Origin of the sequence: Vibrio sp. (genome assembly GCF_038138445.1) — a bacterium.
In the GTDB taxonomy this organism is placed as follows: domain Bacteria; phylum Pseudomonadota; class Gammaproteobacteria; order Enterobacterales; family Vibrionaceae; genus Vibrio.
In genome coordinates this window covers 1-16,425 of sequence record NZ_JAYQDQ010000088.1, presented here as the reverse complement: position 1 = coordinate 16,425, position 16,425 = coordinate 1, and the positions used below count along the sequence as shown (strand labels likewise).

At 44.2% G+C, this 16,425-nt stretch carries 13 protein-coding genes and 1 pseudogene; 9 read left to right on the top strand and 5 right to left on the bottom strand.

Features of this window, described 5'->3' with window-relative positions; all coding sequences use genetic code 11:
• Positions 1-53 precede the first annotated feature (53 nt).
• Positions 54-920: pseudogene (locus AAFM34_RS17430) on the bottom strand (FAD-binding protein); the annotation flags it as partial.
• 402 nt (positions 921-1,322) lie between these two features.
• Between AAFM34_RS17430 and epmA the strand changes: the two are divergent.
• From epmA to cysE, 5 genes are all read left to right on the top strand, one after another.
• On the top strand, positions 1,323-2,294 hold the full coding sequence (gene epmA / locus AAFM34_RS17425) for an elongation factor P--(R)-beta-lysine ligase (protein ID WP_341665000.1): 972 nt from the start codon (positions 1,323-1,325) through the stop codon (positions 2,292-2,294).
• A 111-nt stretch (positions 2,295-2,405) separates the two neighbouring features.
• Positions 2,406-2,840 (top strand): rhodanese-like domain-containing protein, encoded by a 435-nt coding sequence (locus AAFM34_RS17420; RefSeq protein ID WP_160931531.1) that lies wholly within the window; start codon positions 2,406-2,408, stop codon positions 2,838-2,840.
• Positions 2,841-2,964: 124 nt separating this feature from the next.
• Positions 2,965-3,432, top strand: a complete 468-nt coding sequence (gene secB / locus AAFM34_RS17415) for a protein-export chaperone SecB (protein WP_341664997.1) — start codon at positions 2,965-2,967, stop codon at positions 3,430-3,432.
• Positions 3,433-3,637: 205 nt separating this feature from the next.
• On the top strand, positions 3,638-4,672 hold the full coding sequence (gene gpsA / locus AAFM34_RS17410; RefSeq protein WP_341664995.1) for an NAD(P)H-dependent glycerol-3-phosphate dehydrogenase: 1,035 nt from the start codon (positions 3,638-3,640) through the stop codon (positions 4,670-4,672).
• Positions 4,673-4,729: 57 nt separating this feature from the next.
• Complete coding sequence (cysE, locus tag AAFM34_RS17405) at positions 4,730-5,551, top strand: serine O-acetyltransferase (protein ID WP_341664993.1); 822 nt, start codon at positions 4,730-4,732, stop codon at positions 5,549-5,551.
• Between the two features lie 64 nt (positions 5,552-5,615).
• Here the strand turns inward: cysE and AAFM34_RS17400 are convergent, their stop codons facing one another.
• The 3 genes from AAFM34_RS17400 to argE form a co-directional block, all read right to left on the bottom strand.
• Positions 5,616-6,155 carry a PadR family transcriptional regulator gene (locus AAFM34_RS17400; protein WP_341664991.1) on the bottom strand — a complete coding sequence of 180 codons (540 nt, stop codon included), beginning with the start codon at positions 6,153-6,155 and terminating at the stop codon, positions 5,616-5,618.
• A gap of 394 nt (positions 6,156-6,549) precedes the next feature.
• On the bottom strand, positions 6,550-9,183 hold the full coding sequence (gene ppc, locus AAFM34_RS17395) for a phosphoenolpyruvate carboxylase (protein WP_341664989.1): 2,634 nt from the start codon (positions 9,181-9,183) through the stop codon (positions 6,550-6,552).
• 205 nt (positions 9,184-9,388) lie between these two features.
• Positions 9,389-10,525, bottom strand: coding sequence for an acetylornithine deacetylase (argE, locus tag AAFM34_RS17390; RefSeq protein WP_341664987.1), 1,137 nt, complete (start codon positions 10,523-10,525; stop codon positions 9,389-9,391).
• A gap of 155 nt (positions 10,526-10,680) precedes the next feature.
• Between argE and argC the strand changes: the two genes are divergently transcribed.
• From argC to argH, 4 genes are all read left to right on the top strand, one after another.
• Positions 10,681-11,685: an N-acetyl-gamma-glutamyl-phosphate reductase gene (argC, locus tag AAFM34_RS17385; protein WP_341665002.1), complete on the top strand. Its 1,005-nt coding sequence runs from the start codon at positions 10,681-10,683 to the stop codon at positions 11,683-11,685.
• A gap of 24 nt (positions 11,686-11,709) precedes the next feature.
• Positions 11,710-12,504: an acetylglutamate kinase gene (gene argB, locus AAFM34_RS17380; protein ID WP_341664985.1), complete on the top strand. Its 795-nt coding sequence runs from the start codon at positions 11,710-11,712 to the stop codon at positions 12,502-12,504.
• Between the two features lie 59 nt (positions 12,505-12,563).
• Positions 12,564-13,778: an argininosuccinate synthase gene (locus AAFM34_RS17375; protein ID WP_341664983.1), complete on the top strand. Its 1,215-nt coding sequence runs from the start codon at positions 12,564-12,566 to the stop codon at positions 13,776-13,778.
• Between the two features lie 238 nt (positions 13,779-14,016).
• A complete protein-coding gene (argH, locus tag AAFM34_RS17370) occupies positions 14,017-15,891 on the top strand; it encodes an argininosuccinate lyase (RefSeq protein WP_341664981.1) in 1,875 nt (624 codons plus the stop codon).
• Between the two features lie 171 nt (positions 15,892-16,062).
• Here the strand turns inward: argH and AAFM34_RS17365 are convergent, their stop codons facing one another.
• A complete protein-coding gene (locus AAFM34_RS17365; protein ID WP_341664979.1) occupies positions 16,063-16,320 on the bottom strand; it encodes a DUF3624 domain-containing protein in 258 nt (85 codons plus the stop codon).
• Between the last annotated feature and the right edge of the window lie 105 nt (positions 16,321-16,425).

Below are 16,425 nucleotides of genomic sequence, written 5' to 3'. Positions count from 1 at the left end.
AGGTTTTTAGCTGGTGCCAGCTTTCAGTTAAATGGGGTTTACCGCCAGCTTACGTCGCGAGGGCCCAGTTCCATGTATTTATTTTTGGGCTGGCCAACAGGTGTTTCCGGCCCCATGCCATAATCTTGTAGATATCGATAACCATTTTTATTGACTATGATCCCCCCTTCACCGCGGCAACCTTCAGTCATTAAGATACCTGTACCAGGTAAGCCTGTTGGGTGATATTGGACAAACTCCATATCTCGCAATGGAACACCGTGGCGGTAAGCCATCGCCATACCATCCCCAGTCACAATCCCGCCGTTAGTATTGCAGTGGTAAACACGGCCAGCTCCACCTGTGGCTAACACAACAGATTTGGCTTTGATGGTGATGAGCTCACCTTCTGACATCTGAATGGCAACCAGTCCTTGGATTTCACTTTGGTCAACAAGTAGGTCGGCAACAAAGTATTCATCTAACCTTCTAATATTTTTGTACTTAATTGAGGTTTGAAATAAGGTGTGCAGCATATGAAAACCGGTTTTATCGGCCGCGAACCAAGTCCGCTCGACTTTCATGCCGCCAAAGCGTCGTACATTGACTTCACCGTCTGCTTTACGACTCCAAGGGCAGCCCCATTGCTCCATTTGGATCATTTCACGAGTTGCATTTTCTACAAAATATTCAACAACATCCTGCTCGCATAGCCAATCTCCGCCTCCTACGGTGTCATTGAAGTGATTGTCCAAGCTGTCTTCATCCTTGATAACTGCTGCTGAGCCACCCTCTGCTGCCACGGTATGTGAGCGCATGGGATAAACCTTAGAAATAAGTGCAATGTCTAGGTCGGGGTTTGCTTCAGCAGCTGCAATGGCAGTACGAAGACCGGCGCCGCCTGCGCCAATGACTGCAATATCTGTGGTGATGGTTTGCACAGTTACCCTCCAGTAGGGATCGGCGGGGTGAGCCGCCAGTTATTGAGAATAGGTAAGACCTTAAAAAGGTTAGGGTTAGTGTAAAAGACAGTCATAAAGCAAATATTGATGTATTTGGGTTTTTGCTTCGGTAATCGGCAGCTTTGATCAAAAAATGCACATAACGTGAGGCTTGTCACGGCATGTGTTTACTTCATTTGATCTTTAAAAGGTCAGAGGCGGTTGGGACAAGTTATGGATAAAGTACTTTGTCTAGTTTGCATGATGAATATTTTGTTTGATAGCACCAGTCATTCGATGTTTAAGTTAGCCATCAAAACACGGTTATAAGCGGGCTGGACTTGCAAATCCAAGCAAAGCTGATAATTTTCCATGTTACTTGAGACACATGAGTAGTTAGATATGCATACACCTTGGCAGCCTACGGCATCGCTTAAACAGCTCAAACTGCGGGCCAAATTATTTGGGCAGATACGTCAGTTTTTTGAGCAGCGCGCAGTATTGGAAGTTGATACCCCAGCGTTAAGTCATGCTACTGTGACAGATAGGCATTTGCATACCTTCAAAACCGAATTTGTTGGTCCCAACTTTGCCAAAGGACAAGCTGTGTATTTGATGACGAGTCCAGAGTTTCACATGAAGCGCCTATTGGCCTCTGGAAGCGGATGTATTTATCAGATTTGTAAATCGTTTAGGAATGAAGAAAGTGGGCGATACCATAATCCTGAGTTTACTATGCTGGAGTGGTATCGGGTTGGTTTTGATCATCATCGGTTGATGGATGAAATGGATGAACTGCTTAAAGTCACTCTTAAAGTAAAATCAACCTACCGCATGACATACCAACAGGCTTTTCTAAACCAATTAGGAGTATGTCCTTTAGAAGGTTCGATGACTGAGTTAAAAGAAAGTGCGTATGCTCTTGGGCTTGGTGATATAGCAAAAGATGAGACCGACCGAGATACGCTACTTCAATTGCTGTTTACTCTTGGTATTGAATCTCAGATTAGTCAGGATCAGCCAGTGTTTATCTATAATTTTCCGGCATCGCAAGCCGCGTTGGCTAAAATTAGCCCGCAAGACCCTAGAGTTGCTGAGCGATTTGAGGTGTATTTTAAAGGGGTAGAGCTGGCAAATGGTTTCCATGAACTAGATAACGCGGCTGAACAGCTAAAGCGCTTTGAAGATGATAATCTTATGCGTCAATCTTTAGGCCTGACCGAACAGCCAATTGACTATCGATTGGTCGAAGCATTAGAGGCTGGTTTGCCTCAGTGTGCTGGTGTCGCTTTGGGGGTGGACCGATTAATGATGTTAGCAAATCAGGCCGATCACATCGAGCAAGTATTGGCTTTTCCTTTCGATAGAGCGTGATTCTCTAGCTTATGTCTCGCTAAGCGAGGACATCCTCGCTATACTGCCAGTCTAAATTTACATTTCAGAGCCGCTGTCGATAAGCGGCTCTAGTATCGAAGAGCTTAGGACATGCAAGAGTACATCGCATTTTTTCAAGAAAATATGATCCTTTCTTTGGTTTGGGTAGGCATATTGATTGCCCTTATCATGAATATAGTGAAATCAAGCACAGCCGCGTATAAAGAAATTACCGCATCACAAACCACATATTTGATGAATCGCGAGCAAGGCGTTGTGGTGGATATTCGCAGCAAAGAAGACTTCCGCAAAGGTCATATTACGGATGCAGTTCACATTTTACCTTCTGATATTAAAGCAGGTAACTTAGGTAAACTTGAAAATCAGAAATCTAACCCAATTATCGTGGTATGTCAGACAGGCCAATCATCGCAAGAGAGTGCTAACCTTCTTGCAAAAGGTGGGTTTGAAAATGTTAGTTTACTTAAGAATGGTTTAATTGCTTGGAATGAAGCAAACCTCCCCTTAGTGAAAGGCAAAAAATAGTTTTTAGACGTTGCCTGATAACGTAGCGTTTGTTTGAGAGGTGTAAGCTCACATCTAAATTGTGCTTATAAGTAAACCTCTCTGTAAGTCTCAAGTAGACAACTCGATTACAAAGGATTTTAAAATGGCTGAAGCAGCACAACAACAAGAAGCTCAGAACTTCGCAATTCAACGCATCTTCCTAAAAGATGTATCTTTTGAAGCGCCTAACTCTCCAGGTATGTTCCAAAAAGATTGGCAACCAGATGTAAAACTGGACTTGGATACTCAAAGCCGTGAGCTTGGTGAGGGAGTATACGAAGTCGTGCTACGTTTGACTGTTACGGTTAAAAATGCGGAAGAAACGGCATTTTTGTGTGAAGTTCAGCAAGGTGGTATCTTCACAGCAGAAAAAATGGAATCAGGTCAGCTTGCTCATTGCTTAGGTGCATTCTGCCCGAATATCCTTTTCCCATATGCGCGTGAAACTATTTCAAGCCTAGTGGTAAAAGGTACGTTCCCGCAGCTAAACCTTGCTCCCGTTAACTTTGACGCCCTTTTCATGAACTACTTGCAGCAGCAAGCTCAGGAAGAAGGTAAAGCGGAAGCTTAATCATCCAGAACGGTGACTGGGGCTAGTAAGTCTCAATATGGAATAAATGCACAGAGCAATCATGTCGATGATGCAATGTGCATTTTTCATTTGTGACGTACAATATTGCTTAGCTTCTGATAACCTGTTTACGATCAGAAGAAATGTATAACTTAACGACTCAAGCCTATGACGTCATAGTCTTTAATACGACTCAGGTATACTCATGACAGACACACACAGCATGAATAACGACAGTAAAAATATAACCATGGCGGTACTTGGAGCTGGCTCTTATGGAACGTCACTCGCGATATCATTGGCACGAAATGGTGCGAATGTGATGCTATGGGGACATGATCCTGAGCATATGGCACGCTTGCAATCTGATCGGGCTAATCATGCCTTTTTACCTGGGATCGAATTTCCTCCGTCTCTGATGATAGAATCTGATTTAGCAAAGGTAGTTAAAGATAGTCGGGACTTGCTCGTTGTTGTACCAAGCCACGTATTTTCTGATGTATTAGCTAAAGTTAAACCCCATCTCCGCTCTGACTCTAGAGTATGCTGGGCGACCAAAGGGTTAGAACCTGAAACTGGGCGTTTGCTTCAAGAGGTAGCCAAAGAAATTATTGGTAATACCTATCCTTTGGCTGTTTTATCTGGGCCGACGTTCGCCAAAGAGTTAGCTATGGGAATGCCCACGGCAATATCTGTCGCTTCACCTGACCAAGATTTTGTTGCGGATCTTCAAGACAAGATACATTGTAGTAAAACCTTTCGAGTCTACGCCAATAGTGATTTTATAGGAATGCAGCTTGGGGGCGCGGTTAAGAATGTGATTGCAATCGGTGCTGGTATGTCTGATGGTATTGGTTTTGGTGCCAATGCTCGCACTGCCTTGATTACCCGAGGGCTGGCTGAGATGACTCGACTTGGTACGGCGCTTGGAGCTCAAGCTGAAACTTTTATGGGCATGGCTGGGCTTGGTGATCTGGTTTTGACCTGTACTGATAATCAATCTCGTAACCGCCGTTTTGGCTTAGCATTGGGACAAGGCAAAGGGGTGCAAGTAGCACAGGATGAGATTGGTCAGGTAGTCGAAGGGTATCGTAATACTAAAGAAGTATGGTTGCTGTCGAAAAGAGTGGGGGTTGAACTGCCAATTGTTGACCAAATATATCAAGTATTGTATCAAGGTAAAGATGCGCACCTTGCTGCAAGAGATTTGCTCGCTCGTGATAAAAAAGCAGAAGCCTAAAGCTGATTAGTGTTAAGCGTCAAGGCGCCTTGTAGTAGTCATATGTAAGGTTTAGAAATGAAACATTGTGAGAAACAGAAAGTTTGGCAAGCTGTGGTAAGAGAAGCTCGTGAATTGTCCGAGCAGGAGCCCATGCTAGCAAGCTTTTATCATGCGACCATCATTAAGCATGACAGTTTGGCTTCAGCGTTAAGTTACATCTTAGCCAATAAACTGAACACGGCTTCGATGCCAGCTATGGCTGTTCGTGAGGTAATTGAAGAAGCCTTCAGTGCTGATCACTCTATTATTGAAGCTGCCGCTTGCGATATTTGTGCGACGGTCAATCGCGATCCTGCTGTTTCCATGTATTCAATGCCTTTACTTTATTTGAAAGGTTACCATGCATTGCAAGGTTATCGTGTGGCTAATTGGCTATGGAAACAAGGACGAGTCGCTCTTGCGACCTATTTGCAGAATCAAATCTCGGTAGCTTGTCAGGTTGATATTCATCCTGCGGCGCGCATAGGTCAGGGCATCATGCTGGATCACGCGACAGGTATTGTGATTGGTGAAACTGCCGTTGTTGAGAACGATGTATCGATTCTTCAAGATGTTACATTAGGCGGTACAGGTAAAGCCTGTGGTGACCGACATCCGAAAATACGTGAAGGGGTCATGATTGGTGCAGGGGCCAAAATTCTTGGCAATATTGAGGTTGGCGAAGGGGCTAAGATTGGTTCTTGCTCGGTTGTGCTACAACCAGTTCCTCCTCATACTACTGCTGCTGGTGTACCGGCTAAGATTGTTGGCAGACCTAAAACTGATAAACCATCGCTTGATATGGACCAGCAATTTAATGGACGTTCACAAAGCTTTGTTGGTGGTGATGGTATCTAGACGACTATCTTTATTCGATAAAAAAGGGTTAGCACTATGCTAACCCTTTCTTTGATCTTTTTACTTATGCTAGAGCAGCAAGCTCTGCAAGTACTTCTTCAGCCCACTCTACCCAAGCTTGACGCACGAGCAAATTACGACGAAGTGTTAATCGTTCAAGGCGCTGCTGTTTGTCTAGTGTTGCTGGTTTGGAATAGTAGGCACTTTCAATCTCTTTGTAGTGAGAGACCAGTTTACGTGATTCCTCAACCAGTTCCGCTAGTTGTTGATGGTAAGGTGCTGAGGGCTGCACAGCGCATGCCATCAATTTGGCACAGAACTCATCGCGAACGGTTGGGTGAGCTGTTGGTTGATCGAACCATTCTCCGAGTGCGACTCGTCCCGCGTCTGTGATTGAATATACTTTGCGGTCGGGTTTGCCTTCTTGGGGCTCAAGTACGCAAGTAACGAGTTTGTTCTGAGCCATTTTGTTGAGCTCACGATAAACTTGTTGATGACTTGCTTTCCAAAAGTAGCCAATAGTGGCTGAAAATTCTTTGGTGATATCATATCCAGTGGCATCGCGTGTGCTTAGAACTGTTAGGATAACGTGTGGTAATGACATGTCTTTAATCCAAATGGTCAAATAAATACTAATAACTGCTTTGCTACTGTTGTGCTTCTTTGGCACTTATCATCAGTAGAGACTCAAGCAGCGCCAACAATGTTGGCCATGTCACCTTAAAAGCCGTTTTATCACCTAGAGCGATCTGTAATTTTATTATTCATCGCAAAGGAGAAGTATTATATCTAAATAATAAGCATAAAGTAGAATAGAAGAGCCGATAACGGCAAAAAACTGATAATTAACTCAATAAATAATTATATCAGCATAATGTTCTATAAATTATCATTTTTGATTTTAATTTTGGTTTTTTATTCTTATGTGTTTGGTGTTTTTAGCATCAGATGCATTGGGGCTGTTGATTAAATCTGCCCCAAATCATAGTTCACTGCGACTATCCGGTGTTGCGCATTCCAGCTGCGATGCCCGCAATGGTCACCATTAAAGCCTCCTCTAGTTCAGGAGAAGCTGAATCATTTTGGCGATTGCGATACAGCAACTCAGCTTGCAGCATATTGAGAGGTTCCACATAGATGTTGCGTAAGCGGATGGACTCTTGCCCCCAAGGATCGCTTTGCATTAAGTTTTCATTGTTTTCAACATTTAATACCGCTTTGATGTCTTTACTCAGTTGCTGACGTAATTGCTCTCCCAGAGGCTGTAATTTTTCCTCAACTAATCGCTCGTCATAGTAACGGGCGATCTCTAAATTACATTTGGTATAGACCATTTCAAGCATGCCAAGGCGAGTAGAAAAAAATGGCCATTCTCGGCACATTTCTTCCAGAAGAGTTTGATGCCCTTTGTCGACAGAATGTTGAATTGCTTCACCAGCGCCTAACCAAGCTGGTAGAACTAAGCGGTTCTGACTCCAAGAAAATATCCATGGTATTGCACGTAGGCTCTCGACTCCGCCGTTTGGATTGCGTTTTGCCGGGCGAGATCCAAGTGGTAATTTGCCTAGCTCAAGCTCTGGTGTTGCTTGACGAAAATATGGCACGAAATCAGACTTACCACGAACGATATTTCTGTAAGCTTCGCAACTGACTTTAGACAGAAGGTTCATCTGATCACGCCATGCTTGCTTCGGCTCAGGTGGTGGTAGTAAGTTAGCCTCTAAAATTGCGCTTGCATAAAGATTAAAGCTATTTACCGCAACCTCTGGAAGTCCGAGTTTAAAGCGGATCATTTCACCTTGCTCAGTGACTCTTAATCCTCCTTTTAAGCTTTTAGGAGGTTGCGATAGCAGGGCTGCATGGGCTGGAGCTCCGCCACGTCCAATAGTTCCCCCTCTGCCATGGAATAAGGTCAGTTCAACGCCTTCTTCTTCTGCAACTTTGACCAATGATTCCATAGCATGATATTGAGCCCAACCAGCAGACATTACGCCAGCATCTTTTGCTGAGTCCGAATAACCTATCATGACCATTTGATGGTTTTGGATAAAACCTCGGTATAAATCAATTCCCATCAGCTGTTTGACAACCGACTCAGCATTATTGAGGTCATCAAGTGTCTCAAACAGCGGGCATACATCCATACGGTAGGGGCAACCTGCTTCTTGAAGTAATAAATGCACCGCGAGCACATCTGATGCCGTGCGAGCCATGGAAATCACATAGGCACCAAATGCTTCACGTGGCTGAGTGGCGATAATTTTGCACGTATCAAGTACTTCTTGTACCGCTTCAGAAGGTTGCCAATCTCTTGGTAACAAAGGTCTTTTAGAAGCTAGCTCATTGGTTAGAAAGGCGATTTTATCTTGCTCATTCCAATGATTGTAATCTCCAATCCCTAGATAGCGGGTTAACTCTGATAATGCATCCGAGTGGCGTGTGCTTTCTTGGCGAATATCCAAACGAACCAAATGAACCCCAAAGGCTTTGATACGGCGCAGTGTATCCAGGAGAGAGCCTTCCGCTATGATGCCCATGCCGCATTGATGTAATGACTGATAGCAGGCATACAGAGGATCCCAAAGCTGCTCCACTTTTTGCAGCGGCGCTTTAATAGCAATTTTTTGGCCTTTGATTTTTCCATCAAGGATGGCCTTGGTGTCGGTAAGTAGCGAACGAAGCTGTTTAAGAATGGCGCGATAAGGTTCATGTTCATCTTCACCAGCCAGTGAGCGTACAGCTTCATTGCAGCGCGTCATGGAAAGCTCACTGATTAATTCGTTGATATCATTGAGGTAGAGATCGGCTGCTTTCCAGCGAGATAGCAGCATTACCTCACGAGTAATGGTGTGTGTGACAAACGGATTACCGTCTCGGTCTCCCCCCATCCATGATGAAAAGTGAACGGGTCTCGCATCAATTGGCAAGCCTTCTTGTAGATACTCACGTACTTTCCCGTCTAATTCACGCAGAAAGTCTGGCACGGCTTCCCATAGTGAGTTCTCGACCACGGCGAAACCCCATTTGGCTTCATCAAGGGGAGTAGGGCGCTGCTGACGTATCGTATCTGAGTGCCACCCCTGCGCGATTAATTGCTCAAGCCGACGTTCGGTTTTTAACCGCTCTTTACTGGAAAGTTCATTTAAATCGAGCTTTGATAAACACTTATTAATCTTGACCAGCTTGTTGATCATGGTGCGACGTGTGATTTCTGTTGGATGCGCTGTGAGCACGAGTTCTATATTGAGATCACGAATAGCTTGGGCGGTATCTAGCTGACTAATAGCATTTTGGTTGAGTTTTGAAAACAAAGCTTTAATGGCATCGGGTTCGTTGACATCTGTGTCACAGTGGCGAGAAATGGTGTGATATTGCTCTGCCATGTTGGTGAGGTTGAGAAATTGATTAAAGGCGTGAGCAACAGGAGTAAGTTGGTCGTCAGGTAGGTTTTTGATCTCTTCTATTAAGCTTTCTCTGTCTGATTTATTACCGGAGAGAGCAGATTTGGAAAGCTTACGAATGGTTTCTACTTTTTCCAGAAGGGCATCACCATGAGCATCTTTGATGGTATTACCCAATAAATGCCCCAGCATGCTCACATTGCTTCTGAGAGCAGAGTATTTTTCGTTCATTATTATCCTACCTTGTAAAAAAATTACATCCATTGTTCCTTGTTGAATAGACAATCTAGCGAAAAATATCAATGAGAGTCAAATACTCTTGCACAGTAGTGCAAAGGTTAACCTAGGCTCGCTAATTTCAGTATTAGGCCGCTTTTGCCCAATACTGAAACTTTATTACAAACTAGGGCCCGTTGAAAAAGCGGCCTTTACTAAACTAGAAACAATATTTATGCATTGCTTTGGAGAGCACGTCTATGGTCGGTTCGATAAACTCAAAGCCAAGATACTCATCGGGTTGGTGCGCTTGTTCTATTGAACCTGGGCCTAAGACAAGTGTTGGGCAAAGCTGCTGCAAGAAAGGCGCTTCAGTGCAATAGTTAACCGTTTCACTGTCTGTTCCAGATATTTCTTCCATCCCTTTTATAAACGGATGATTATGCTGACATTCATAACCTGGGATAGGCTCATGAAGTGCAGTGATTTCGATTCTACCGGGCCATTTTAATTCAACATCCTTTAGCGCGCTGCGTAGCATATTGTCCAAACTATCTAAGCTAATTCCAGGTAATGGACGTACGTCGTAGTGCAGCTCACAACAGCCACAGATTCGATTAGCACTATCCCCTCCGTGTATATGACCAAGGTTGAGAGTGGGACTTGGAATAGCAAATCCTGGGTGGTGATAATCCTTAATCAGTCTGTCGCGCAGTTGCATCATGGCAAATAAGATTTCATGCATAATCTCAATTGCATTAACACCAAGAGCCGGATCAGATGAATGGCCTGATTTGCCCGTTACCCGGATAGCGTTAGCCATATGTCCTTTGTGGCCACGGATTGGCACTAGGCTGGTAGGTTCACCAATAATACAGTAATCAGGTTCAATAGGACTGTTATCAGTAAAATGCCGTGCACCGAGCATGGTTGTTTCTTCATCACATGTTGCCAGCACATATAAGGGCTTGGTTTGCTTGCTCCAGTCAACTTTTTTTACCGCTTCATAAATGAATGCGAAAAAGCCTTTCATGTCAGCAGTGCCGAGCCCATAAAAGCGATTGTCAGCTTGGGTGAGTTTATGTGGGTCGAAATTCCAACGCCCTTGGTCAAAAGGAACCGTATCACTGTGGCCAGCAAGTAGCAGTCCACCTTCGCCCGTCCCCTTTTTAGCCAGTAGATTGAATTTTCCTGCCGCGACTTGAATTACGTCAGTTTCAAAGCCGAGTGATTGCATCCACGAGTCTAGTTTTTCAATCACAAGTGCGTTTCCCTGATCCCAACTTGGATCGGTGGAGCTGATTGATGAGGTGGATATCAGGCCTTGATAGACCTCGATAAAACTGGGTAGTTGCATAATTAGTTTCGCTTTGCCTGTTGACATAAATGATTAATGAAGGTAAAAACACATAATAAATCAATCTAAGTGAATAAAAAACCGATATTAATGGTTATTTTAAGATTTATAATCATTAGTAACTATAATTTTTAAAGGTTAGTCGGATGTTCGATATGCTCAAAACCACAATTATTGGTGCCAGCGGTTATACAGGGGCTGAGCTCGCCCTAATGGTGCATAAACACCCACAGCTTACATTATCGGGTTTATATGTTTCAGCCAAGAGTGTAGACGCTGGTAAATGTATTTCCCAACTGCATGGCAAGTTATCAGGCGTAGTGAGTCATGTTGTAGAAGCTTTGCAAGATCCTGAGCTCGTGGCTGCGAAAAGTGATGTGGTATTTCTGGCAACCGATCACCAAGTCAGTCATGACCTAGCACCTATTTTCCTCGCCAAAGGTTGCCAAGTTTTTGATTTGTCGGGTGCATTTAGAGTTAAGCAAGAAGGCTTTTATGAGCAATTTTATGGCTTTGAGCATCAGCATCAAAATTGGTTAGATACTGCGGCTTACGGTCTGCCGGAATGGAACAGCAATAGCATTAAGCAAGCTCAGTTGATTGCTGTACCAGGGTGCTATCCTACTGCTTCACAGCTTGCGATAAAGCCGCTGGTTGAGGCGAAGCTTTTAGATGCCAAACAGTGGCCAGTGATAAACGCAACCAGCGGTGTATCAGGGGCTGGTCGTAAAGCATCCATGACCAACAGCTATTGTGAAGTTAGCTTGAAACCTTATGGTGTGTTTTCTCATCGCCACCAACCTGAGATTGCGACCCACCTTGGTATCGACGTTATATTTACCCCCCATCTAGGTAATTTTAAACGCGGTATTTTGGCGACAATAACCATGAAGTTAGCTCAAGGTGTGACTCAAGAATGTGTCGAAAAGGCGTTTCAAATCGCCTACCAAGATAAACCTGCGGTGCGCTTACTATCTGCAGAATTACCCAGTATTCAGAATGTGGAGAATTCGCCATTTTGCGATATCGGCTGGAAGGTTCAGGGTGAACACATCATTGTCGTTTCTGCAATAGATAACTTACTTAAGGGTGCTTCGAGTCAGGCGATGCAATGCCTCAATATCCACTATGGATTTGCAGAATTAACTGCCCTTGTGTAAGCAAGTAGGCAAAAAGGAAAAGTAATGACAGAGAAAAAACAAACTCCATTAGTGATAAAGCTTGGCGGCGCTGCCTTGTCATGTTCTAAGACATTGAGTCAGGTTTTTGGTGCGATTGCAGATTATCAAAGTTCGGCTCAGCGCCCGATAGTCATTGTCCATGGAGGCGGTTACTTGGTGGATGAGCTTATGGACAAGTTGCATCTGGAAACGGTCAAAAAAGATGGCTTGCGCGTAACACCTTATGAACAAATCCCCTTGATTACAGGCGCTTTGGCTGGGACCGCGAACAAGATGTTGCAAGGGCAAGCGATTAAAGATGGCTTGAATGCGATTGGCTTAAGCCTTGCCGATGGTGGTTTGTGTCAGGTTGAAGAGTTGGATCCCGAGCTTGGCGCAGTTGGTACAGCGACACCGGGAAGTTCAACTCTACTACAAGCAATTCTAGATAGTGGCGCTTTGCCTGTCATTAGCTCAATTGGCATCACGGCTAATGGACAAATGATGAATGTCAATGCCGATCAGGCAGCAGTCGCGGTTGCTGGAGCCTTAGACGCTGACCTTGTATTGCTATCGGATGTGAGCGGCGTACTTGATGGTAAAGGGCGCCTGATAAAAAGTCTTGATGATAAAGAAGCCCAAAGCCTTATCAATGGCCATGTGATAACCGATGGCATGATTGTCAAGGTCAAGGCAGCACTGGAAGCTGCCAATACACTAGGGCGTTCCATTGAGGTCGCGACTTGGCGTTATCCAGAGAAGCTTGCGCAGCTATTTGCTGGGGAAAGTATTGGCACCCAGTTTTTACCGAATAATTAGAGAATTACCTACAGCACTGACCGCCATGTGCAGGGCTGAAATTTTGGAGAGAAGTAGAAATGAGTAAAGTAAAAGTTAGTAAAGTTGTTGTCGCATACTCTGGCGGTCTTGATACCTCGGTAATTATCCCGTGGCTTAAAGAAAACTACGATTGTGAAGTGGTCGCTTTTGTTGCTGATGTGGGGCAAGGCGCTGAAGAGTTAGAAGGCATTGAAGCTAAAGCCAAAGCATCTGGGGCTTCTGAATGTTATGTTGCGGATCTTAAAGAAGCCATGGTTGCGGATTACATCTATCCTACCTTAAAAACAGGGGCTTGTTATGAAGGTAAATATTTACTCGGCACTTCAATGGCTCGTCCTATCATTGCAAAAGCGCAGGTAGAGATCGCACGTAAAGTAGGTGCGGATGCTTTATGTCATGGATGTACTGGCAAGGGTAACGATCAAGTGCGTTTTGAGGGCGCATTTGCGGCTTTGGCTCCTGATCTGCATGTTATTGCTCCGTGGCGTGAATGGGATCTTGTTAGTCGTGAAGAGTGTCTGGATTACCTTGCTGAGCGTAATATCCCCTGTACTGCCTCCCTAACAAAAATCTATTCAAGAGATGCGAATGCTTGGCATATTTCAACGGAAGGCGGCGTACTTGAAGATACTTGGAATCAGCCTAATGAGGATTGCTGGGTTTGGACAGTTGACCCCGAACAAGCGCCAAATGAAGCAGAGTATGTCACTTTAAAAATAGAGAAGGGTGAGGTGGTAAGTGTCGATGGTGAAAATATGACGCCATACAATACCCTTGCTTACCTGAATCAAAAAGGGGCCAAGCATGGTATTGGTCGTATTGATATCGTTGAAAACCGTTTGGTTGGAATGAAGTCTCGCGGCTGTTATGAGACCCCAGGGGGCACCATAATGATGGAAGCTCTGCGTGCGGTAGAGCAATTGGTGCTTGATAAAACCGCTTTTGAATTCCGCGAAGAGCTTGGTGTAAAAGCTTCACACCTAGTATACGACGGCCGTTGGTTTACGCCTTTATGCAAATCAATTTTGGCCGCATCAGAAGAATTGGCACAGGATGTTAATGGAGAAGTGGTGATCAAGCTGTATAAAGGCCAAGCGACTGTGACACAGAAACGCTCTAAAAACAGCTTATACTGTGAAGAGTTTGCAACTTTTGGTGAGGATGAAGTGTATGATCAAAGTCATGCTGAGGGCTTTATTCGCCTCTATTCTTTGTCCAGCCGTATTCGGACACTTAAGCGCCAGAATAAGTAATAGCAGCTAATAAACTGGAGCCCATTTGCTTTGCGAATGGGCTTTTTTATTTAGTTAATCTACCAGAAAAATAAAAATAATTTGAATAAATATGTATAAATAATGAATTTATACTTTATTTTTTAGTAGAATTGCCGTAACTTTGCAGCATAAGATTAAAACTGGGTTGAACCCAGAGTGACGTAGAAAACAAAGCTGTTCATCGAACGAATGGGCACTGGTAATCAGGAGAAACGCAATGGCATTATGGGGCGGAAGATTTACCCAAGCAGCAGACACAAGATTCAAGGAATTTAACGATTCATTGCGCTTTGATTACCGATTGGCAGAGCAAGATATTGTTGGCTCTATTGCTTGGTCTAAAGCATTGTTATCTGTCGGTGTTCTATCCGAGCAAGAGCAGCAAAAGCTAGAGTTAGCCTTGAATGAGCTAAAACTGGCGGTTATGGAAGATCCGCATCAGATCCTAAGCTCTGATGCAGAAGATATCCACTCTTGGGTTGAGCAGCAGTTAATCGGCAAGGTTGGCGATCTCGGTAAAAAGCTTCATACCGGCCGCTCTCGTAATGATCAGGTGGCAACTGATCTCAAATTATGGTGTCGTCAACAAGGCCAACAGCTACTCATGGCTTTGGACCGTTTGCAATCGCAAATGGTTTCTGTGGCTAAGTTGCACCAAGCGACTGTGTTGCCTGGTTATACGCATCTGCAACGTGCTCAGCCTGTCACTTTTGCTCATTGGTGCCTAGCTTATGTCGAAATGTTTGAAAGAGACTATTCACGCCTGCAAGATGCGATTAAACGTTTAGACACATGCCCTTTAGGCTCTGGCGCGTTAGCTGGAACCGCTTACCCAATAGACAGAAAAAAGCTGGCTCATAACTTAGGTTTTCATCGTGCAACTCGTAATTCACTTGATTCAGTATCTGATCGTGATCATGTGATGGAGCTGATGTCAGTCGCCTCTATCTCTATGCTGCACCTATCTCGTTTAGCCGAAGATATGATCTTTTATAACTCTGGCGAGTCTAACTTTATCGAGCTTGCAGATACAGTGACTTCAGGCTCATCTTTGATGCCACAAAAGAAGAATCCAGATGCATTGGAATTGATCCGTGGTAAGACTGGCCGCGTATACGGTTCACTTGCTGGCATGATGATGACAGTAAAAGCGCTTCCACTTGCCTACAACAAGGACATGCAAGAAGATAAGGAAGGGCTGTTTGACGCTTTAGATACATGGAACGATTGCATGGAGATGGCAGCTCTGTGTTTTGATGGGATTAAAGTTAACGAGCAACGTACGTTAGAAGCGGCTAAGCAAGGGTATGCGAATGCGACTGAGTTGGCGGATTATCTTGTAGCTAAAGGTATTCCGTTTCGTGAGGCTCACCATATTGTCGGTGTTGCGGTTGTCGGCGCAATTGCTAAAGGATGTGCACTTGAAGAGTTATCAATCTCAGAGCTGAAGGAATTTTCCCCTGTCATAGAAGATGACGTCTATGAGATCTTAACTATTGATTCTTGTTTGGAAAAACGCAGTGCGTTAGGTGGAGTATCACCAAAGCAGGTCGCTCATGCTGTTGAACAAGCCGAAGGTCGTTTGATCGCCCGTGATGCCTACGCTGTGAATGTTCGTCCAGCGCGTTTGACGGATATAGAATCTTTGGAAGGTATGGTGGCGTATTGGGCGAACATGGGAGAAAACCTGCCACGTTCTCGCAGCGAGTTAATACGTGATATTGGATCGTTTGCGGTGGCCGAACATCACGGTGAAGTAACGGGATGTGCTTCTCTTTATGTGTATGATTCAGGGCTGGCAGAAATACGCTCATTAGGTGTTGAGGCTGGCTGGCAGGGCCAAGGCCAAGGGAGTGCCATTGTGCATTACTTGGTTGAGAAAGCCCGTCAAATGGCGATTAAGAAAGTATTTGTCCTGACTCGAACCCCAGAGTTCTTTATGAAGATGCAATTTTTGCCAACCTCTAAATCTTTATTGCCTGAAAAAGTCTTGAAAGACTGTGAGCAGTGTCCTCGTCAGCATGCGTGTGATGAAGTTGCGTTGGAGATTAACTTGGTTGAGAAATCGATAGCGCGAGCTAATGTTGCATAACAAGTCGCGTAGTTTTTAAAAAGATCAAAAAAGATCGCATTTTTGTGGAACCTTATCCAAAAAGCAGGGTCTATTAAAATACCACTGCTTTTTCTTAGAATTATCTAAGAGAGCCCCAAGACCGAAATTGGTTTTGGGGCTTTTTTTCGCTTTTTGTTTAGGAAAATGAACTCAAGTTTTGATCTTATATTTACTTCTTCGCCAAGGAAGGACAATAAAGCGCATCCAGAGGTGAAGAAAGAGTAGGGAGTGAAAAGCAAAGCCTGCAACAAGTATCGATATTGACTCGATGGATTTAGGGCTGTGTTTTCCTAGATACCACCAGAGTGCCCAAGTTATTATTGAAAGACAGGCTAGCTGGATCATGCAGCGCTGACATCGCCCCACCTTTTTCCAAAACCAATTTTTCTCGCAGTATTTGCACGCCATAAGATACTTGTTTACTGGTTTGAACTGAAATCTTGTTTCAGCTTAGTTGAAACGTAAGCGCTCCATAAAACCCGCATTCTAATCGCCTAGCGGGAAGAATAAGAT